The organism is Curtobacterium sp. NPDC092190 (assembly GCF_044755625.1).
Classification (GTDB): Bacteria; Actinomycetota; Actinomycetes; order Actinomycetales; family Microbacteriaceae; genus Curtobacterium.
Map to the genome: position 1 here is coordinate 739,806 of NZ_JBIVRJ010000001.1, position 19,041 is coordinate 758,846.

Consider the following 19,041-nt stretch of genomic DNA (forward strand, 5'->3'; position numbering starts at 1 on the left):
GCGCCAACGACGACGCCCGATCCGCGTCAGCCCGGCGTCACCACGTCGCCGGGTGCCGCCGCTGCCACCGCAGCCGCCGCTCGAGCTGCGCCCCGATCGCGAGCAGCACGCGCTCCCCGCCCGGCCGTCCGATGAGCTGCACACCCATCGGCAGGCCTGCCCCGTCCGGGTGGTCGTCGTCCGTCACCCCGACCGGCAGCGTGATCGCGGGCAACCCCGACACGTTCGCCATCGAGGTCCAGGGCGAGTAGGCGCACTGCCGCCGGAAGTCCTCCTCGGGGTCGTCCCCGTACCAGCCGAGCGGACGCGGGGTCAGCGCCAGCGTCGGGGTGAGCACGGCGTCGTACGGCGCGAACGTCCGGATGAGCCCGGCCGAGAAGGCGTCGAGCGTCGTCATCGCGTCGAGCACCTGCGTCGCGGTCAACGCACGTCCGCGCTCCACCAGCCACGACACCAGCGGGGTGAGCGCGGACAGGTCGATGCCGGGCACGCGGGGCAGCCCCGCAGCGCCGGACTCCCACGCCACCCGGAACGCCTCGGCGTACGGCAGCCGGGGCATCGCGACGTCCTCGACCCCGTGCCCGACCTCGCCGAGCACCCGCACGGCGGTGTCGACCGCTGCCCGGGCGGCAGGGTCGACCACGACGTCGACGGTGTCGTCCCACGGCGAACCGTCGAGCACGCCGACCACGAACCGCCCCTCGCCGCGCACCGCAGCGGCGGTGAAGGGCCCGTCCCCGACGTCGGGCGTGACCAGCGCGTACGGCGAGGGCTCGGGCAGCCCGGTCGGTGCGACCAGGGCGTCGAGGAGCATCCCGGCGTCGGCGACGTTCCGCGTGATCGGCCCGGCGACGCTCAGCCCGCCGAGGCCGGACCGACCGGGCATCGACGGCACCCGGCCGCGGCTCGGCTTCAGTCCGACGAGACCGGTCGCTGCGGCGGGGATGCGCACCGATCCCCCGCCGTCCGTCCCCACGGCCGCGGGCACGAGTCCGGCGGCGACGGCCACGGCGGTGCCGCTCGACGATCCTCCGGGCGCCCGCGTGGTGTCGTACGGGTTCCGGGTGGTACCGATCCGGGTCTCCGACGACGACGACATGCCGAACTCCGGCGAGGTCGTCTTGCCGAGGCTCACCGTCCCCGCTGCGGCGAGCGCCGCCACCAGGGGGTGGTCGGCGGTCGCGGGTGTCACCGGCAGCGCGGCGGAGCCGTGCCGGGTGGGCACACCGGCGCGGTCGTACAGGTCCTTGTCGGCGGTGGGCAGGCCCCAGAGCGGCCGGGAGGTCGGGAGGAGCGTCCCCAGTCGCGCCGCGTGCTCGCGTGCCGTGTCGGCGGTGACGGCGACGAACGCCCCGAGCGACGGGTCGAGCCGCTCGATGCGGGCGAGGTAGTGCTCGGTCACCTCGAGCGCGGTCGCGTCCCCCCGACGGATCCAGTCCCAGAGTTCCTGCGCCGAGAGGTGGTGGAGTTCGAACACGGTCCCCGAGCCTAGGCCTGCAGGTGCACGGCGAGCACGTCCCGCACCGTCGTCCAGTCGTGCGGCCCGTAGCGGTCGTTCGCGACGTGGTGGAGCTCGGCCTCGCCGCTGAACATGCTGACGAAGTACTGCATCCCCTGCCAGGCGGGGAACGGCTCCGCGTCGTCGGCCCGCGAGAGCCGTCGTCCGACGCGTGCCATCGCGGAGAGCGTCCCGGAGGTCCCGGCCCACTGCGTGCGGAACCGGGTGCCGGTGAGCCGCGAGAGGGTGTCGGCGACGCTCCGGGCGGTGACCCGGTCGCCGGCGACCTCGACGACCCGCGGCGCGTCGGGGTCGAGGGCGACGCGCGCGGTGACCCAGGCGGTGTCGTCCTTCGTGGTGAAGTCGAGCACCTGGTCCGGGGACGACCAGTACAGGACCGTGTGGCGGTCGAAGAGGATCATCGGAGCCTGTCCGGTGAGCATGTCGGTGAACGCGCCGTTCAGCACGGAGGTCGCCCGGATCGGTGCGGCGTCCAGCGTCGCGGCGAACTCGCGGCGCAGCTCGAAGTTCCGGTTCGTCCCGGGGGTGATCGCGCGGTAGTCGGCCGAGTAGTCCGACGGGACGAACCGCGGGACGCCGGCGTCGACCGCCGCGGCGAGCAGCGCGGTCTGTGCGTCGACGACCACGGAGCGGGTGCCGCTCACCGCCGAGACGACGACGTCGACCCCGGCGAGCGCCGTCACGAGTCCGTGGTGGTCGTCGTAGGCGGCGCTGACGACGGAGACACGGTCGGACCGTGCGGTGAGCCGGTCGGCCGCGGGCCCGGTGGCCGAGCGGCTCAGTGCTCGGATCCGGACGTCGGGGTCGGCCGCGAGGAGCGCGTCGACGATGCGGGAACCGAGGTCCCCGGTGGCGCCGGCGACGAGGACGGTGGTGCTGGTCATGCACCCGACGCTACGCACGGGCGTCCGGCCCCGTCCGTCACTTGCATCCTTCGGTGGAACTCCCGGTGGTGCATCCCTCCGCCGGTCGTCCCGACGAACGGTCCTCCCTAGCGTCGGTGTCATGACGAACACGACCGAAGTCCGGCCCGGAGCCGGCACCGCTGCACCCCGTGCGACGGGGGTCCGGGGTGTGGTGTCCCGGCACCCGCTCGCCTCCTTCGCCACCCTGGCGCTCGGCCTCAGCTGGCTCGCGTGGGTGCCCTACATCCTGAGTCCGCACGGTCTGGGCGTGTGGGACCTGCACTTCCCGGAGTTCCTCGGCACGGCCCAGTTCACCGGGATCCTGCCCGGCGCGCTCCTCGGTCCGCTCGGCGGTGCGTTCGTGGTGACCGCCCTCGCCGACGGCCGTCCGGGGCTGCGGCGCTGGGTCGGTCGGCTCTGGCGGTGGCGGGTCTCCTGGTACTGGTACGCACTGGCACTGGTCGGCGTCCCGGCGCTCATCGTCCTGACGGGTCTGCCGTTCTCCGGCGGGAACGTCCAGGCACCGACCGCTCTCGCCCTGCTCGCCCTCGTGCCGGGTCTCGTGGTGCAGTTGTTCACCACCGGCCTGTCGGAGGAGCCCGGCTGGCGCGACTTCGCCCTCCCCCGACTGCAGGACCGCTTCGGACCGCTCGGCGCCGCCGCGGTGCTCGGTCCGCTGTGGGCGCTGTGGCACATGCCGCTGTACCTGTCGGACTGGGGCGGGTGGCCGGACGCGCACTGGTCGGAGCCGGTCGTCTTCGCCCTCTTCACGATCACGTTCAACGTCGTGATGACGTGGGTGTTCAACCGCACCGGCGAGAGCCTGCCGATCGCACTGCTGCTGCACGTCGGCGTGAACAACACCATCTCCACCCTGTGGGCGGACATGTACCCGGGGATGACCGCGGGCACGATGATGCACGGGCTCACGATCGTCTCGACGGTGGCCGCCGCCGTCCTGCTGGTCGCCACCCGGGGCCGGCTCGGGTACGACCGCCGGCTGGGAGGCACGGACCACCTCCCCGCGTCGGCCTCCGCCCGCCTCGTAGGATCGAACAATGGCACCCGCTGAAGCGAGTGCGGCTCGCGTCGCCGCCGACTCCCGCACCGCGCGGGTCGGCGGCGACCGTCGCCTCCGTCGGACCGACGTCCTCGTCGCGGTCGCCACCGCGGTCGTCTCGCTCGCGCTGCTGCTCGGGCTGCCGTACCTCGACACCGTCGACCCGGACACGTCCGGACATCCACTCTCGGCTCCCGAGTTCGGCGACGCCGACTGGACCGCGGTCGCACTCGGACTCCTGGTCCAGTCCGCGGTCCTGCTGGCTGCTCGTCGAGTCCCCCGAGCGGTCCTCCTCGCGGTCGCCGCCGTCCCCGTCCTCGTGGTCGCCGTCACCTCCGGCGGAGACCTGTTCGGCCTCACCGCGCTCCCCGTCGTCGTGGCGGTGGTGCTCGCTGCCCTCCGGGTGCCGCTCACCCGGCTCTGGCCGTCGGTCGTCGGGACGGCGGCACTCGTGTCCGCCGGCACCGCGGGCAACTGGATCGAGCTGAACGGCGCGCTGTCCGGCCGTTCCCTCGCCGACGCACTCGGCGACGCACTCCCTCAGGGCGTCACGCAGGCCATCGGGGCCGTCGGGCTCCCGCTCGTCGTGGCGCTCGTGGTGCGGTCCCGGCGCGAGGTCCGGGCCGCGAGGGACGCCGAGGTCGCCGCCCGGACCGCCGAGGCCTCCGCAGCGGTCCGCGAGCAGGACGCCCGGGTCGACGCAGCCGTGTCCCGCGAACGCGCGGCCATGGCGCGGGAGCTGCACGACATCGCGGCCCACCACCTGTCCGGGATCGCCCTCATGTCGGCCGTCATCGACCGGCAGATCGACACCGACCCGACCGCGGCGCACGAGGGCGTCCGTCAGGTGCGGGAGCAGAGCACCGCGGTGCTCGAGGACCTCCGTCGCCTGGTCGGCCTGCTGCGGGACGACGCCCCCGCGGAACGTGCCGTCGAGACCGTCGCGGGCATCGTGGACCTGGTCGAACGTGCCCGGTACCGGTCCGACGTGCGGCTCGAGGTCCTCCGCGGTGCGCACGAGGTCGCCGAGGGCGTCGGGCCCCTGGCGCAGCTCGCGGCCTACCGCACCGCACAGGAGGCACTGGCGAACGCCGCCCTGCACGCCCCCGGCGCCGTCGTCACGGTCACGCTGGACGACCGTGCAGCCGGGCACCTGGGGCTGACGATCGAGAACGCCGCACCCGCGGTGTCCGCGGCGAGCGCGGACACCCCCGCAGGACCGGGTGAGCCGACCCCGGAGCGTCCGGGAGCAGGCGGCAATGGGCTGCGCGGGATGCGTGAGCGGGCGGACCTGGTGGGGGCGCGCCTCCAGGCCGGGACCACACCGGACGGCGGCTGGGTCGTGACGCTGCGACTCGGACGCGAGACGCCCGAGGTGGCCCGGTGATCCGGGTCCTGGTGGCGGACGACCAGCCGCTCGTCCGGGCGGGGGTGTCGGCGCTCCTGGCGGCCGAACCGGACGTCGAGGTGGTCGGGGTGGCGGCCGACGGCGGCGAGGCCCTGACGCTCGCACGGAGCACGCGGCCGGACGTGGCGGTGCTCGACATCCGGATGCCGGTCCGGAACGGCATCGAGGTGGCGCGGGAGCTCTGCGCCCCTGACGCCGACCCGGCGGTGCCGGTGCTGATGCTGACGACCTTCGACCTCGACGACCTGGTGTTCGGGGCGCTCGAGGCGGGGGCGTCCGGGTTCCTGCTCAAGGACGCGGAGCCGGACGTCATCGTCGGTGCCGTGCGCCAGGTCGCCGCCGGGAACGGCACGATCGACCAGAGCCTGACGCGGCGGGTGCTGCGGGAGTTCGTGTCGCGGCGGAGCCTGCAGCCGGTGACGGGCGACCGGGCCTCGGAGCTGCTGACCGCGCGGGAGCGGGACGTGCTGCTGCTCCTCGCACAGGGGATGTCGAACGAGGAGATCGCCGAGGCACTCGTCGTCGAGGTCTCCACGGTGAAGTCGCACCTCGCTCGGATGCTGCCGAAGCTCGGGGTGCGCTCGCGCCTGCAGGCGGTGGTCTGGGCGTACCAGAACCGCGTCGTGGCCGTCCCCGAGGGCTAGGCGACCGCGAGGCAGTGCGCCAGGACCGCCTGCTGCACCGGCAGGAGCGCACGCTTCGCCCCGTGCCCCACGAAGGCCGGGCTCGCGATCGCGTCCGCGCTGACCTCGCGCCCACGGACGAACGGCGGGCACGGGGCGAAGCGCACCCCGTCGGGCGCGAGCGCCAGGACGTCCGCGGTGACCCGGTAGGGCTCGAGCGCAGCGGCGTGGCGACCGGGTCCGTCGGTCACGACGACGTCCGCGTCGGCCATCGCCCCGGCGAGGTCCTCCGTCCACGCCACGTCGGGCGCTCCCATTCCCTCGGGGCAGCACTGGAGCAGGTCGAAGCCGAACAGTCGCGACGCCTCGGCCCAGGCGCGCGCGATGTTGCCGTCGGCGCCGACGAACCGCACCCGGAGCGACCCGACGTCGCGCCCGCGGGTGAGTGCCCACGGGTCCGCGAGCACCTCGCACGGGTGGTTGACGCTCGTCATGGCGTTCACGACGGGCACCGCGTCGGCAGCGGCGAGCGCCTCGAGGACGGACAGGTCCCGGTGCCGGACGACGAGCACGTCGACGAAGTCCGCGAGGTACCGGGCGACGTCGTCGTGCGCCTCGTCCTTGTCGAGCGACTCCGGCGGGAACACGATCGGCTGGAGTCCGGCGAGCGCCGCACCCCGCTCGAAGGACGCCCTCGTGCGCAGGCTCGTCGGCGGGAAGAACACCGCCGCAGCCCCGTCCAGCACCGGACCGGTGCCCTGCTCGTACCCGCGGGCGAGGGCGAACACCGCGTCGGTGTCGTCGGTGGTCCAGTCGTCGAGTCGCAGGAGGTGGCGCACGTCGCCACGCTAGGGGCGGTCACCGCCGTTCGGTGCCCGACGCCCCGCGCAGGCCGACAGCACGGAGGACCGGACCGCGGCGTCGCCGTCGCGGGCCGGGTCGACCAGGACCGCGCGCATCCCCGCGGCACGTGCCCCGGCGACGTCACGCTGCGGGTCGTCGCCGACGAACAGGCACGCGGCGGCCGGGACGCCGAGCTCGTCGGCGATCCGCTCGAACGCGCGTCGGTCCGGCTTGGCCACCCCGATCCGCTCCGACGTGCACACGACGTCGACGAGGTCCGACAGCCCCGTGGCGGCGAGCTTGTCGCGCTGCTGCTCCTCGGTCCCGTTCGTCAGGACACCGACGGCCCGGTCGGCGTCGCGGACCGCGCGCAGGAGCGGAGCACTCCCGGGGAACGGACGCCAGGCGGCCCGGTACGCGGCGAGGTAGCGGCCGAACAGGAGGTCGAGCTCGTGCGGGTCCTGCGGTGGCCGGAGCCCGGCGAGGGGCAGGACCTCGACGAGCCGGGCTCGACGCTGCTCGGCGAAGTCGACCTCCCCGCGTCGCCACCGTTCGAAGTGCCGCTCCTCCGCCTCGGCCCACGCGGCCCGCAGGCGGTCGGTCGCCGCGACACCGAGCGCGCCGAGGAGGTCGTCGACGGCTCGCGCTGCTGCTCCCGCGTGGTCGAACAGGGTGCCGTCGAGGTCGAACACCACGGCACGGACGTCGAGGATCATCCCCGCACCGCTGCGACGACCCGCTCGACCGCGGCCACGACGGCCCGCTCGCGCACGGTGGGGTCCTCGTGCTCGGACTCGTGGACGAACGCCGTCGCCCCGCGGACCGCGCCGCAGAAGTCCACGACGCCGTGCTCGAGCTGCGTCCGCAGCGCCTGCTCGTACCCGTGCCGCTCGTACACACCGGCGTCGTCCCCGGCGATCGGCAGCAGGTGCACCGTCAGTCGGCCGAGCCGACGGTCGATGCGCCCGTCCTCGCCGACGCCGAAGGCCCACCCGTTCACGAACACCCGGTCGAGCCAGCCCTTGAGCAGCGCGGGCACCGACCACCACCACACCGGGAACACGAGCACGAGGTGGTCGGTCCCGTCGAGGCGCGCCTGTTCGGCCGCGACGTCGGGCGCCGGGTCGGTCCCCGTCCGGTACGTGTGCCGGTCGGCGGCGGTGAACCGGGGGTCGAATCCCTCGGCGGCGAGGTCGGCGACCGTGACGGGGCCCGCGCCGGCGGCGTCGAGCGCCGCCTCGAGGCGGTGGGCGACGGCGAGCGTCAGCGAGTCGGGGTCCGGGTGGGCGGTCACGATGAGCGTCGACACGGCTCGATCCTGCCAGCAGCGGGTGCACGGACGCCCCACAGGACGGGAGGCGCGGTGCGGGCCGGCACCGCGCCTCCCGTCCGGCGGGTGGGGACGACGTCAGTCGTCGTAGCGGTAGAAGCCCTGTCCGGTCTTCACGCCGAGACGGCCGGCGTCGACGTGCTCGCGGAGCAGCCGACGGGGACCCTCCGGCAGGTGCGGGTCCTCGGCCGCGTAGTGCTCCTCGATGTCGAGGACCACGTCGAGGCCGACCTGGTCCATCATCCGGAAGGGCCCGGCCGGTGCGCCGCTGTTCACCTGCCACATGGCGTCGACGTCCTCGGGCGTCGAGACGCCGTCGGCGACGACCGCGAGCGCCTCGCGCTTGATGGCGGCCCAGATGCGGTTGAAGATGAACCCGGTCGACTCGCGGCGGGCCAGGAACGGGTGGACGCCGTAGCGGGGCAGCACCTCGAGCAGCAGGTCGATGACCGCGGGGTCGGTCTGGCCGTCGCTCATCAGGTCGACGGCGTTCTGCTGCGGTGGCATGTAGAAGTGCACGTTGAGGACGCGCTCGGGGTGCGCGACCTCGTCGATCACCAGGCGGCTGGCGTACGAGGACGAGTTCGTCGCCAGGATCGTGTCCGCGGCGACCAGTGCGTCGAGCCGTCCGAACAGCGGGGTCTTCAGGTCGAGGCGCTCGGGCACGGCCTCGACGACGAGCCACGCGTCGACCACCGCGGCCTCGAGGTCTGCCTCGCCGCGGACCGTCCCCGCCGTCGCACCGTCGCGCGCGGCCACGACCCCGGGCAGGGTCTCCTCGACGTACGCGACGGCGGCGGCACGGACCTCCTCGGACAGGTCGTGGATCCGGACCTCGGCACCGCCGCTGGCGAACATCAGGGCGATCCGGCGTCCGAGGGTGCCACCGCCGATCACGGTCACGGGGCGGTCGGCGGTGTCGCGGGGCGGCTGGTAGGGCACGGGTTCCTGCTCTCGGTCGAATTCGGTACAGTTCGTATTCGATACAGATCGTATCCGAGTTCCGAAGGAGATGCGCATGCGCGCCGACGACGTCCTCCAGCACCTGACCACCCCGCTCGCCGCCCCGGTCTACCCGCTCCGGCCGACCCGGTTCACCGACCGCGAGTACTTCAACGTCGTCTACCGCACCGACCTCGACGCGCTGCGCGCCGTGGTCCCGGAGCCGCTCGAGGTCACCGAACCGCTCGTCCGGTTCGAGGTCATGAAGATGGGCGAGGTCGACGGGTACGGCCCGTACGTCGAGTCCGGGCAGGCGATCCAGGTCGAGCACGAGGGCGAACGCGGCGAGTACCTGCACGCGATGTACCTCGACAACGCGGCCGCGACCCTCGCCGGCCGCGAGCTCAGCGCCTACCCGAAGGTCCTCGGCACACCGGCGCTCCGCGTCGACCAGGGCGCGCTCGTCGGCACCCTCGACCGCGGGACCGAGCGGGTGGCCACCGCGACCATGGCGTACGAGTGGGAGCCGCTCGACCACGACGCCGCCCTGGCGGAGATCACCGTGCCGACCTTCATGGTGAAGCTGGTCCCGGACCTGCGGACCCAGCGCCACCTGGTGGCCGACCTCGTCCGCACCGAGATCACCGACGTGACCGTCAAGCAGGCCTGGACCGGACCCGCCCGACTCCAGCTGTTCGCACACGCCCTCGCGCCGATGGCGGACCTGCCGGTGCTCGAGGTCGTCCGCGCTTCGCACATCCTGACGGACCTGACCCTCGCCCCGGTGCGCACCGTGCACGACTACCTGGCCGACCGGCACTCGGCCTAGCCTGGAGCCGTGACCGAACCAGCCGCACCGCGCGCCGTCCGCCGGCGGAGCAGCACCCGGGCGACGCTCATCGCGGCCGCGGAGGCGATCTTCCAGGAGACCGGGTCGACCTCGGTCAGCGTCGAGGCGGTCGTCGCCCGCGCCGGGTTCACGCGCGGGGCGTTCTACTCGAACTTCCGGACGGTCGACGAGCTGTTCTTCGCGGTCTACGAGCAGCAGGCCGAAGCCGTCTTCGCCGTGCTCGAACACGAGCTCGGCGCCGCACTCGACGGGCACCCGACGGTCGACGGGGTCGTGCAGGGCGTCGTGCACGGCCTGCCGCCCGAGGACCGCTGGTACGCGATCCGCTCGGTGCTCACCACGCGCGCCCGGCACGACCCCGAGGTGAACGCCCTGCTCCGCGCGCACACCGACCGGTTCCACGCGACGCTCCAGCCACTCCTCGTCGCAGCGTTGGAACGAGCCGGCCGGGTCCCCATAGTCGACCCGGCGCTCTACACGCGTGCGGTGGTGGCAGCACACGTCGGGGCGGTCAGCCAGAGCGTGCTGTTCGACGGGACGGACGCGGTGCGGGTCGCGGCGGTCGAGGGGTGCATCCTCGGGCTCACGCGCCCGGCCTGAGCGCCCTCCCGGCCGTGGGACGATTGCCGGATGACCGCCACGCTCGTCACCAAGGACCTCGCCGGCGGGTACGCCGCCCGCACGCTCTTCGAGGGCCTCGACCTCACCGTCGCGCCGGGTGACGTGATCGGCCTGGTCGGTGTGAACGGGGCGGGCAAGTCCACGCTCCTCCGCCTCCTCGCGGGCGTCGACGAGCCACTCGCCGGCAGGGTGTCGACGAACCCGCCGGACGCCTTCGTCGGCTGGCTCCCCCAGGAGCACGAGCGCGTCGCCGGGGAGACGGTCGCGGCGTACGTCGCCCGACGCACGGGCTGCGCCGACGCCACGGCCGACATGGACCGTGCTGCCGAGGCCCTGGGCGACCCGGACGGCGGCGACGCAGCGGCCGACCGGTACTCCGCCGCACTGGAACGCTGGCTGGCGTCCGGCGCCGCCGACCTCGAGGAGCGGCTGCCCGTCGTGCTCGCCGAGCTCGGCCTCGAGGCGACCCCGGACGGCTCCGGCGTCGGCCCGGACTCGCTGATGACCGCGCTGTCCGGCGGCCAGACCGCCCGGGTCGGCCTGGCCGCCCTGCTGCTCTCCCGCTTCGACGTCGTGCTGCTCGACGAGCCGACGAACGACCTCGACCTGGACGGGCTCGACCGGCTCGAGCAATTCGTCCGGGGGCTGCGCGGCGGTGCCGTCCTGGTCAGCCACGACCGCGAGTTCCTCGCCCGCTCGGTGACGGCCGTGCTCGAGCTCGACCTGGCGCAGTCGTCGCACCGGCTGTTCGGCGGCGGGTACGAGGCGTACCTCGAGGAACGTGAGATCGCCCGCCAGCACAAGCGTGACGCGTACGACGAGTACGCCGCGACGAAGGCCGACCTCGTCTCGCGCGCCCGGACCCAGCGCGAGTGGTCGAGCCAGGGCGTGCGGAACGCGATGAAGAAGAACCCCGACAACGACAAGATCCGTCGCCGGGCCGCGAGCGAGTCGAGCGAGAAGCAGGCGCAGAAGGTCCGGCAGATGGAGTCGCGCATCGCCCGGCTCGACGAGGTCGAGGAGCCCCGCAAGGAGTGGCAGCTCGCCTTCACCATCGGCAGTGCGCCGCGGTCCTCGGCCGTCGTCGCCACGCTGTCCGACGCCGTCTACGAGCAGGGCGACTTCACGCTCGGCCCGGTGTCGCTGCAGGTCGCCGGCGGCGACCGGATCGGCATCACCGGCCCGAACGGCGCCGGCAAGTCGACCCTGCTCCGCGCCCTGCTCGGCCGGACGGAGCCGACGAGCGGTTCGGCGTCGCTGGGCTCCAGCGTCGCGATCGGCGAGGTCGACCAGGCCCGCGCGGCGTTCACGGGCGAGCAGCCCCTCGCCGCGGCGTTCGAGGAGCTCGTCCCCGAGATGACCACCGCCGACGTGCGGACCCTGCTCGCGAAGTTCGGGCTGAAGGCGGAGCACGTCGGTCGCCCGTCCGCCGCGCTCTCACCCGGTGAGCGGACTCGTGCCGGCCTCGCGCTGCTGCAGGCCCGCGGCGTGAACGTGCTCGTGCTCGACGAGCCGACGAACCACCTCGACCTGGCGGCGATCGAACAGCTCGAGCAGGCCCTGGAGTCCTACGACGGCACCCTGCTGCTCGTCACCCACGACCGGCGGATGCTCGACACCGTCCGACTGGACCGGCGCTGGCGGGTCGAGGCGGGTCGCGTCACCGAGGTGTGACGGGACGGACGGGAGGCCCGTGGCGGGCGCGCCACGGGCCTCCCGTCCGTCTCGTGGCCGGGTCGGCTCGGCGGACGGACCCGTCAGTGGGCGGTCCGGTGGAACGGGCACCCGCCGGACCGCGCGGTGCCCGCGCCACGGCGTGTCACACGCCCGCCCGATGCGGGCTTCGTCGGCATCCTCCGACGGTCGACGGCGAGCCCCTCGTCGAGCACCTCGACCCGCGGGTCGCTGAGCACGGCGACGGCGGTGGCGAGGGCTGCGACGGCGACCTTCTCCCCCGGACACCGGTGCCCGTTCGCGACGTCCGCTCCGCCGTGCGGCACGAAGGTCGCCACGGCCTCGACGTCGTCCCAGCTCGTGACGTCGAGCCAGCGGGCGGGGTCGAACCGGTCGGCGTCGGGCCAGGAGCGGTCGTCCGTGTCCGTGCCGAGGACGTCGAGCACCACCCGGCCGCCCGCACGGAGGTGCTCGCCGTCGAGTTCGACGTCCTCGGTTGCCCATGCCGGCAGCACCGGGACGAAGGGCGCGGTGCGACGGATCTCCTGCGCGAACGCGACCGCGACGGGCCCGTCGACGAGGGAGCCGCGGGACAGGGTCTCCTCGGCGACCCGACCGCGCCACTCCGGCCGGTCGTGGAGCTCCTTCGCGGCGAACGCGACGAACCGTGCGACGGCGATCGCCGGGCGGATCGAGTTCTGCAGCTCGATGCCGGCCGTCCGCGGTGGGAGCAGGGCGCCAGCCTGGTCGCGGTGCCAGGCCCACTCGTGCAGTGCCGTGCCCTCGGCGGGGTGCAGCCGTCCGCCGCGGACCGCCTCGACGAGCCGCGCAGCGTGCCGGTCCGACCGGTGGCGGTGCAGCACGGCGAGCAGGTACTCCGGCGAGTACGGCACGCCGAAGCCGTCGACGACCTGCGCGAGCTCCGCCGCCCACCGGGTCTTCGCGGCCGGGGTGCCCGGGAGTCCCGCCCAGCGCATGACCGCCCGTCCGATCGCGCCGACCGCCGCGTCGTACGCGGTGCGCCGACCACCGGCGAGCCAGGCGTCGAGCTCGCGTGCCCACTCCTCGGCCAGGAACGGGGTGAGCCGACGCACCTGCTCGTCCTCGTACGCGACGTCGACGAAGGTCGCCTTGCGGTGCCGGTGCTCCGCGCCGTCGAGCGAGTGCACCGAGCCGACGCCGAACAGGGTCCGCTGCACGAGCGCGGGCATGGCGCCGTGCCGGGCGGTGCGGTCGCCGTCGTAGAACAGGTCGACACCCTCCTTCCCCCGGACGAGCAGCGCCGGCCGTCCGAGCAGCCGGAAGGGCACCGCGCGGGCGCCGGGAGCGGTGCGTCGCCACAGGTGGGCGCCGAAGCCGTAGCCGCGGGTCAGGAGTCCGAGGGAGTCGTCGATCGCCATGCTCGCCATGGTGCCAGCGCCTCCCGAGGTACGCTCACGGCCGCCATCTGGTGAACTGGGTGCGGGAGGGGACACATGCGACGCAGGACCTGGGGCATCACGATCGCCGCGGTGGCGGCAGCGACGCTGGCCGCGGTGGGGATCGGCGCGGCCGTGCAGCAGCCGGGACCGGCGGCCACGACCGCCGCGCGGCCGACGTCGGTGCCGAGCCGGACGGCCACCCCGACGCCGACACCGAGGCCGACGCTGCCCGCGATCCCGGCTGCCGCGTCCGAAGCCGAGCTCGCGGCACTCCCCCTGGCGTTCCACGACGCGGTCGTCCCGGAACTCCTCGACGGCAGCACCGTCCGACCCGACAACCAGTGGCAGATCGCCACCCCGAAGCAGCGCCTCGTCGCGCTCTACGCCGCCCCCTCGGCGGACGCGCGCCCGGTCGCCACACTCGCCTCGACGGTCTCCACGATCGAGACGCCCGCAGCGACCGCCGTCTGGGGCCGGTCGGACGGGAAGGACGGCGGCATGGTCCTCGTGTCGACCCCCGCCCGGAACCGCACGCCCGGCGACGGCGGCGACCCGACCGCGCCGAGCGCCACCTTCGCGTGGGCGCGTGCGTCGGACTTCTCGATCGCGTCGGTCGACCGTATGGTCCGCGTGGACGTCGCCGCGTCGACGGTGTCCGTCGTGCACCAGGACGACTCGGTGTCGGCGTCGGAGCCCGCCCGCCTGGGGACCCCGGACGACCCCACACCCACCGCGACCGCGACGTACGTCGAAGCCGCCTACGTCGATGCGCGCGTGACGTACACGCAGGGCAACCCGATCATCCTGACCGGGGCGCACTCGTCACGCATCCCGCAGTACGGCGGCAACGCGGCCCTCACCGCCCTGCACTACTACCCGGACCCGAACGGCAGCTCGCACGGGTGCGTCCGGATCTCCGCCGCGATGACGAAGACGCTGTCCGAGCTGCCGGTCGGGACCGCGATCTGGTTCACCTGACGTCGGTCACCGGCCGGTGGCGAGCCCCAGCCGCGTCACCACGTCGGCGCTCTCCTCGTCGGGCGAGCGCTCGGCAGCCACGGTCAGGTGCGCCTCGTCCGGCTGCGGCGGCTCGAGCGTCGCGAGCTGCGAGGCGAGCAACGACGTCGGCATGAAGTGACCGGCCCGCGCGGACATCCGCTGCTCGACGAGGGCGGGGTCACCGGCGACGTGCACGAACACCACGCCGGGCGCCCGGAGCACGTCGCGGTAGGAGCGCTTCAGCGCCGAGCAGGTGACGACCCCGGGGGCGTCGTCGGCCAGGTGCGACCGGATCCACTCCGCGATCGTCCCGAGCCACGGCCAGCGGTCCTCGTCCGTGAGCGGTGTGCCCGCCTCCATCTTCGCGACGTTGGTGGGCGGGTGCATGTCGTCGCCCTCGGCGAACTCCCACCCGAGCCGCTCTGCGACCGTCGCGGCGAGCGTCGACTTGCCGGAGCCGGAGACCCCCATCACCACGAGGACGCGCGGCTCGGTGCCGTCGGTGCCGACCGGAGCGTCGTGGGTCGCCGCCATCAGAAGAACACCCCCGCGATGAGCACGCCGACCAGACCGATGACGGAGATGAGGCACTCGAGCACCGTCCACGTCTTGAACGTCTGTCCGACCGTGGTGCCGAGGTAGCCCTTGACGAGCCAGAAACCCGCGTCGTTGACGTGCGACAGGAACACCGACCCGGCGCCGATCGCCAGCACGAGCAGCGAGGTCTCCGGCGTGGACAGGTCGGCTGCGATCGGTGCCATGATGCCGGCCGCGGTGACGGTCGCGACGGTGGCGGAACCGGTGGCGACGCGGACGAGGGCAGACACCACCCACGCGACCAGTAGGACCGAGATGCCGGACTCCTGCACCGCGTCGGCGATCACCCCGCCGATGCCGGTGTCGATGAGCACCTGCTTGAAGCCGCCGCCCGCGCCGACGATGAGCAGCACGCCGGCGACCGGGGGCAGCGCGTCCTCGAGGGACTTCGCCACGGCGCTCCGGTCCATGCCGCCGCCGATCGCGAAGAAGACCATGGCGAAGACGGTGGCGATCCCGATGGCGATCATCGGGGTACCGAGGAAGTCGAGCAGCGACACCCAGCCGCCCGCGGCGTCGGGGGTGACCGCCTCGCGGACCGCCTGGGCGAGCATGAGCACGACCGGCAGCAGGATGCCGACGAGCGCGACGGCGAACGACGGGCTGCGCGGTTCGCTGATGACGCGGGTGAAGTCGCTCTTGCCGTTCGGCAGGGACGCGGTGTCCTGCGTGGCGGGGCCGCGACGTGCCTCCCGGCCGGCGTGCGCGGGGTCCGACGGCCCCGAGCCACCGCTGCCGGACGTGCCGGAACCGCGCGAGCCGAACATGTCCGGTGCGGGGATGTCGACCCAGCGGGCTGCGAAGCGCGCGAACACGGGACCGGCCAGCACGATCACCGGGATCGCCAGGACGATGCCGAACGCGAGCGTCGTGCCGAGGTTCGCGCCGACCGTCGAGACCGCGACGAGCGGGCCGGGGTGCGGCGGCACGAAGGCGTGCATGGTGGAGAGGCCGACCAGGGCGGGCACCGCGATCTTCATGATCGGGACACCGCTGCGCTTCGCGACCAGCACGATGATCGGGATGAGGAGCACCAGGCCGACCTCGAAGAACATCGGCAGACCGATCAGCGCGCCGATGAGCGCCATCGTCCACGGCAGCGCGGCCTTCGACGAGCGACGGACGAGGGTGTCGACCACGCGGTCGGCGGCCCCGGAGTCGACGAGCATCCGACCGAACATCGACCCGAGGCCCACCAGGATGCCGACGCTCGTCATCGTCGACCCGAAGCCGGTGCCGAAGCTCGTGACCGTCTTGTCGGGCGCCAGACCCGCACCGATCCCGACCCCGAGCGCGCCGATCGTCAGCGCGACGAACGGGTGCACCTTGAGCCAGGTGATCAGCACGATGATGACGACGATGCCGAGCAGCGCCGCGACGATGAGCTGACCGATCGGGCCGGACGGGTCGACGGTCTGCGTGCCGCCGCCCTCGGCGGCCAGGACCGTGAGGCCGTGCACCGCGTCGGCCGCCGCGGTTCCTCCGGTGGGTGCGTGAGGCATCTGTGCCCCTTCCTGGAGCCGCTGCCTCGCGGCTCCGTCGCCTTCGTGTGCGTGTCGTACGCTCCGGGCGGCCGCTCGGCGCGGCCGCCTCCGGGTGTCCGATCGGGCACCCCAATAATCTGATAAATAAGACTGTACAACGATCTGCCGCGCGGCACCCGCCGTTCGGCGCAGTCTGCCGCTTCGATGGAGTCCGCGTCACAGGGACGGGTCCGTCACGCGCTGTCCGTCCCGCAGAGCACGACCGGAGGAACGATGACCACCGCCCGCGGCCTCCATGCCCACGTGCTCGAGACCCTCGGTCAGCGCATCGTCGACGGGGTGCTGCCCGCCGGCACCGTCGTCCGGCCGGAGCTCGTCGCGTCCGAGTCCGGCGTCTCCCGCTCCGTCGTGCGCGAGGCCCTGCGCGTCCTGCAGTCCCTCGGCCTGGTCGAGCCCCGGCAGCGGGTCGGCACGCAGGTGCTCCCCGTGTCGTCGTGGGAGCTCCTGGCGCCGACCGTCATCCGGTGGCGCGGCGCCTCGCCCGCGTACTTCGTGCAGCAGCGGGAGCTGCTCGAGCTCCGCCTCGGGGTCGAACCCGTCGCGGCGGCCCTCGTCGCGGGGAACGCCGCAGCGTCCGACGACTCCGGCTCGTCCGGCGACACCGGGCCGTCCGGCGACGCCGGGCCGTCCGGCGACACCGGCTCGCCCGGTCGGGCGGTCCTGCTCGCGGCGCGGGACATGCTCGACGCCTGGGGCCGGGAGGACAGTCGCGCCTACCTCGAGGCCGACGTCCGCTTCCACCGCGCACTCCTGACCGGGTCGGGCAACGCCGTGTTCACGCACTTCGCCGGCACCGTCGAGGCACTCCTGCGGACCCGGACGTCGGAGTCGCGGGACACCATTTCCCGCTGGACCCGCGACGCCGCGGTCCGTCACGAGGCGGTGGCGCTCGCCGTGGTCGCCGGGGACGCCGCCGCTGCCGGCGAGGCGGCCACGGCGCTGCTGCGCGTGACCCGGGACGAGTTCATCGCCGAGGCGCCTGACGCCTGACGCCGGGCGGAGGGCGCGCCTGGCGGCCGACCTACCGGGCGCGATCGGGCGCACCCGGCGGAACCGGGCGTACCTGACGTTCCCAGCGCACCAGGGACGCCCGGAACGACCAGCCATCGCACACGCCATGGGAAGGAACGGGCAGCCGGGAGGCTCACGGCGACCCCGCCACGCGCCTCCCGCCCGGCGCCGACCCGACACCCACACGCCTCGCCCGTGCAGCACCCCGCAGGATGCTCGAGACGCCGCCCGGGTGGCGAGACGCCGCGATCCGGGCGGCGTCTCGCGCAGGTCGAGGGCGCTCCGCGCTGACGCCGGCGTCTCGTGCACGTCGGACGCCGCCGCGACGGCGCAGCCTCGGAGCGCTCGCGTCAGCGCCCGGCGCGCGCGAACAACCGCGGGCCGCGCAGGCGCAGCCGCATCGTGACGGTGCCGAGCCAGCGGTCGTACTTGTAGCCGACCTTGCCCATGCGGCCGACCTCCTCGAAGCCGAGTCGCTCGTGCAGCCGGATCGAGGCCTCGGCCTGCCGGTCGGCGATCACGGCGATGACCTCGCGGACGCCGGCGGCACGGCACTCCGCGAGCAGAGCCTCCATCAGCGCCCGTCCGAGACCCTTCCCGCCCGACGCGGCACCGAGGTAGATCGAGTCCTCTACCACGTGGTTCGACCGGTCGCGCGGGTTCCAGGGGTCGACCAGGGCGTAGCCGAGGATCTGCCCCGAGGGGTTCTCGGCGACGAGGAACGGCAGCCCGCGCCGGCGCACCTCGTCGTAGCGCTGCTTCCAGCGGGCGAAGGCGAACGCCGCCGGGTCGAAGGTCACCGACGAGTTCCGGACGTAGTGCGTGTGGATCTCGCGCACGTCCGGCAGGTCCCGCGGTTCGGCGGCCCGGATCGTGTACGAGAACGTCGCCTCGGCGGGCACGGGCGCACGCAGGTGTCGCGGCAGGACACGACGGCGCTGGTATTCCTCCTCGAGCACGGTCCGAGCCTACGGGCAGCGACGCGCCCTGGGCCATCGCACCGCGGAGGGTCAGGCGGGGAGCGTCCAGTCGACCGGGTCGGCGCCCTGCTCGCGGAGCAGCGCGCCGACCTGCGAGAACGGCCGGCTGCCGAAGAACCCGCGGGAGGCGCTGAGCGGGGACGGGTGCGCCGACGCCACGACCGGGGTGTCGCCGAGCAACGGGCGGACCGACGCGGCTTGGGCGCCCCACAGGACGGCGACGAGGGGCTTCCCCCGCTCGACGAGCGCACGGACGGCCTGGTCGGTGACGGCCTCCCAGCCCTTGCCGCGGTGGCTGCCGGCGGCACCGGCCTCGACGGTCAGCACCCGGTTGAGCAGGAGCACGCCCTGCTCCGACCACGCCCGCAGGTCGCCGTGCGGCGGGGGCGTCACCCCGAGGTCGTCGTGCAGTTCGCGGTAGATGTTCGCCAGGCTGCGCGGGACCGGTCGCACGTGCGGGTCGACGGCGAAGGACAGCCCGATCGGGTGTCCGGGTGTCGGGTACGGGTCCTGGCCGACGACGAGCACCTTCACGTCGTCGAACGGCTGCGTGAAGGCACGCAGCACGACGTCACCGGCCGGCAGGTAGTGCCGACCCGCGGCGACCTCGTCGCGGAGCCAGTCGCCCATCCGGTGCACGTCGGCCTCGACCGGCGCGAGGGCCTCGGCCCACCCGTGGTCGACGAGGTCGCGCAGCGGGTGCGGGCGCACGGG

The 19,041-nt window shown here is 74.0% G+C and carries 19 protein-coding genes; 8 read left to right on the forward strand and 11 right to left on the reverse strand.

All coding sequences use genetic code 11. The features are described 5' to 3' along the window. Positions 1-37: 37 nt before the first annotated feature. Both ACIQFY_RS03425 and ACIQFY_RS03430 read right to left on the reverse strand, forming a co-directional pair. Positions 38-1,477 (reverse strand): amidase, encoded by a 1,440-nt coding sequence (locus ACIQFY_RS03425; RefSeq protein WP_251155070.1) that lies wholly within the window; start codon positions 1,475-1,477, stop codon positions 38-40. Between the two features lie 11 nt (positions 1,478-1,488). Beyond that, positions 1,489-2,403, reverse strand: coding sequence for an NmrA family NAD(P)-binding protein (locus ACIQFY_RS03430; RefSeq protein WP_400338277.1), 915 nt, complete (start codon positions 2,401-2,403; stop codon positions 1,489-1,491). Positions 2,404-2,524: 121 nt separating this feature from the next. Here ACIQFY_RS03430 and ACIQFY_RS03435 point away from each other — a divergent pair, with 121 nt between their 5' ends. The 3 genes from ACIQFY_RS03435 to ACIQFY_RS03445 are packed head-to-tail and all read left to right on the forward strand — an operon-like array spanning position 2,525 to position 5,536. Next, the gene (locus tag ACIQFY_RS03435; RefSeq protein ID WP_400338279.1) at positions 2,525-3,496 is read left to right on the forward strand and encodes a type II CAAX prenyl endopeptidase Rce1 family protein; all 972 of its coding nucleotides are present in this window, start codon (positions 2,525-2,527) and stop codon (positions 3,494-3,496) included. Beyond that, on the forward strand, positions 3,483-4,871 hold the full coding sequence (locus ACIQFY_RS03440) for a sensor histidine kinase (protein ID WP_400338281.1): 1,389 nt from the start codon (positions 3,483-3,485) through the stop codon (positions 4,869-4,871). The genes ACIQFY_RS03435 and ACIQFY_RS03440 overlap by 14 nt, the downstream gene beginning before the upstream one ends. After that, a complete protein-coding gene (locus tag ACIQFY_RS03445) occupies positions 4,868-5,536 on the forward strand; it encodes a response regulator (RefSeq protein WP_251155074.1) in 669 nt (222 codons plus the stop codon). Before ACIQFY_RS03440 ends, ACIQFY_RS03445 begins: the two co-directional genes overlap by 4 nt. Here the strand turns inward: ACIQFY_RS03445 and ACIQFY_RS03450 are convergent. From ACIQFY_RS03450 to ACIQFY_RS03465, 4 genes are all read right to left on the reverse strand, one after another. Continuing rightward, the gene (locus tag ACIQFY_RS03450; RefSeq protein WP_326496390.1) at positions 5,533-6,354 is read right to left on the reverse strand and encodes an ornithine carbamoyltransferase; all 822 of its coding nucleotides are present in this window, start codon (positions 6,352-6,354) and stop codon (positions 5,533-5,535) included. The genes ACIQFY_RS03445 and ACIQFY_RS03450 overlap by 4 nt on opposite strands. Positions 6,355-6,363: 9 nt before the next feature. Further along, positions 6,364-7,074 (reverse strand): HAD family hydrolase, encoded by a 711-nt coding sequence (locus ACIQFY_RS03455; RefSeq protein WP_400338284.1) that lies wholly within the window; start codon positions 7,072-7,074, stop codon positions 6,364-6,366. Next, positions 7,071-7,667 carry an NAD(P)H-dependent oxidoreductase gene (locus ACIQFY_RS03460; protein WP_400338286.1) on the reverse strand — a complete coding sequence of 199 codons (597 nt, stop codon included), beginning with the start codon at positions 7,665-7,667 and terminating at the stop codon, positions 7,071-7,073. The genes ACIQFY_RS03455 and ACIQFY_RS03460 overlap by 4 nt, the downstream gene beginning before the upstream one ends. A 99-nt stretch (positions 7,668-7,766) precedes the next feature. Continuing rightward, a complete protein-coding gene (locus ACIQFY_RS03465) occupies positions 7,767-8,630 on the reverse strand; it encodes a 3-hydroxyacyl-CoA dehydrogenase family protein (RefSeq protein WP_326496393.1) in 864 nt (287 codons plus the stop codon). 76 nt (positions 8,631-8,706) lie between these two features. On the opposite strand from ACIQFY_RS03465, the gene ACIQFY_RS03470 reads away from it, so the two are divergent. Genes ACIQFY_RS03470 through ACIQFY_RS03480 form a run of 3 tightly spaced genes read left to right on the forward strand, consistent with a single transcriptional unit; the run spans position 8,707 to position 11,775 of the window. Further along, positions 8,707-9,459 (forward strand): acetoacetate decarboxylase, encoded by a 753-nt coding sequence (locus ACIQFY_RS03470; protein WP_400338288.1) that lies wholly within the window; start codon positions 8,707-8,709, stop codon positions 9,457-9,459. Between the two features lie 9 nt (positions 9,460-9,468). Continuing rightward, positions 9,469-10,080, forward strand: coding sequence for a TetR/AcrR family transcriptional regulator (locus tag ACIQFY_RS03475; protein ID WP_326496395.1), 612 nt, complete (start codon positions 9,469-9,471; stop codon positions 10,078-10,080). A gap of 30 nt (positions 10,081-10,110) precedes the next feature. Further along, positions 10,111-11,775 carry an ABC-F family ATP-binding cassette domain-containing protein gene (locus ACIQFY_RS03480; protein WP_400338290.1) on the forward strand — a complete coding sequence of 555 codons (1,665 nt, stop codon included), beginning with the start codon at positions 10,111-10,113 and terminating at the stop codon, positions 11,773-11,775. 83 nt (positions 11,776-11,858) lie between these two features. On the opposite strand, the gene ACIQFY_RS03485 is transcribed toward ACIQFY_RS03480, so the two are convergent. After that, on the reverse strand, positions 11,859-13,175 hold the full coding sequence (locus tag ACIQFY_RS03485) for a cytochrome P450 (protein ID WP_326496397.1): 1,317 nt from the start codon (positions 13,173-13,175) through the stop codon (positions 11,859-11,861). 75 nt (positions 13,176-13,250) lie between these two features. On the opposite strand from ACIQFY_RS03485, the gene ACIQFY_RS03490 reads away from it, so the two are divergent. Next, positions 13,251-14,174 (forward strand): L,D-transpeptidase, encoded by a 924-nt coding sequence (locus ACIQFY_RS03490; protein WP_326496398.1) that lies wholly within the window; start codon positions 13,251-13,253, stop codon positions 14,172-14,174. Between the two features lie 6 nt (positions 14,175-14,180). Here the strand turns inward: ACIQFY_RS03490 and ACIQFY_RS03495 are convergent, their stop codons facing one another. Both ACIQFY_RS03495 and ACIQFY_RS03500 read right to left on the reverse strand, forming a co-directional pair. Further along, entirely contained in the window at positions 14,181-14,729 is a 549-nt protein-coding gene (locus ACIQFY_RS03495) for a gluconokinase (protein WP_326496399.1), read from the reverse strand. After that, positions 14,729-16,294, reverse strand: a complete 1,566-nt coding sequence (locus tag ACIQFY_RS03500) for a GntP family permease (protein WP_400338292.1) — start codon at positions 16,292-16,294, stop codon at positions 14,729-14,731. The genes ACIQFY_RS03495 and ACIQFY_RS03500 overlap by 1 nt, the downstream gene beginning before the upstream one ends. A 255-nt stretch (positions 16,295-16,549) precedes the next feature. On the opposite strand from ACIQFY_RS03500, the gene ACIQFY_RS03505 reads away from it, so the two are divergent. Then, complete coding sequence (locus tag ACIQFY_RS03505) at positions 16,550-17,326, forward strand: FCD domain-containing protein (protein WP_326496401.1); 777 nt, start codon at positions 16,550-16,552, stop codon at positions 17,324-17,326. Positions 17,327-17,697: 371 nt separating this feature from the next. Here ACIQFY_RS03505 and ACIQFY_RS03510 read toward each other — a convergent pair whose 3' ends face one another. Together ACIQFY_RS03510 and ACIQFY_RS03515 are read right to left on the reverse strand one after the other, a co-directional pair. Further along, the gene (locus ACIQFY_RS03510; protein ID WP_326496402.1) at positions 17,698-18,306 is read right to left on the reverse strand and encodes a GNAT family N-acetyltransferase; all 609 of its coding nucleotides are present in this window, start codon (positions 18,304-18,306) and stop codon (positions 17,698-17,700) included. Between the two features lie 51 nt (positions 18,307-18,357). Next, the gene (locus ACIQFY_RS03515) at positions 18,358-19,038 is read right to left on the reverse strand and encodes a uracil-DNA glycosylase (RefSeq protein ID WP_400338294.1); all 681 of its coding nucleotides are present in this window, start codon (positions 19,036-19,038) and stop codon (positions 18,358-18,360) included. Between the last annotated feature and the right edge of the window lie 3 nt (positions 19,039-19,041).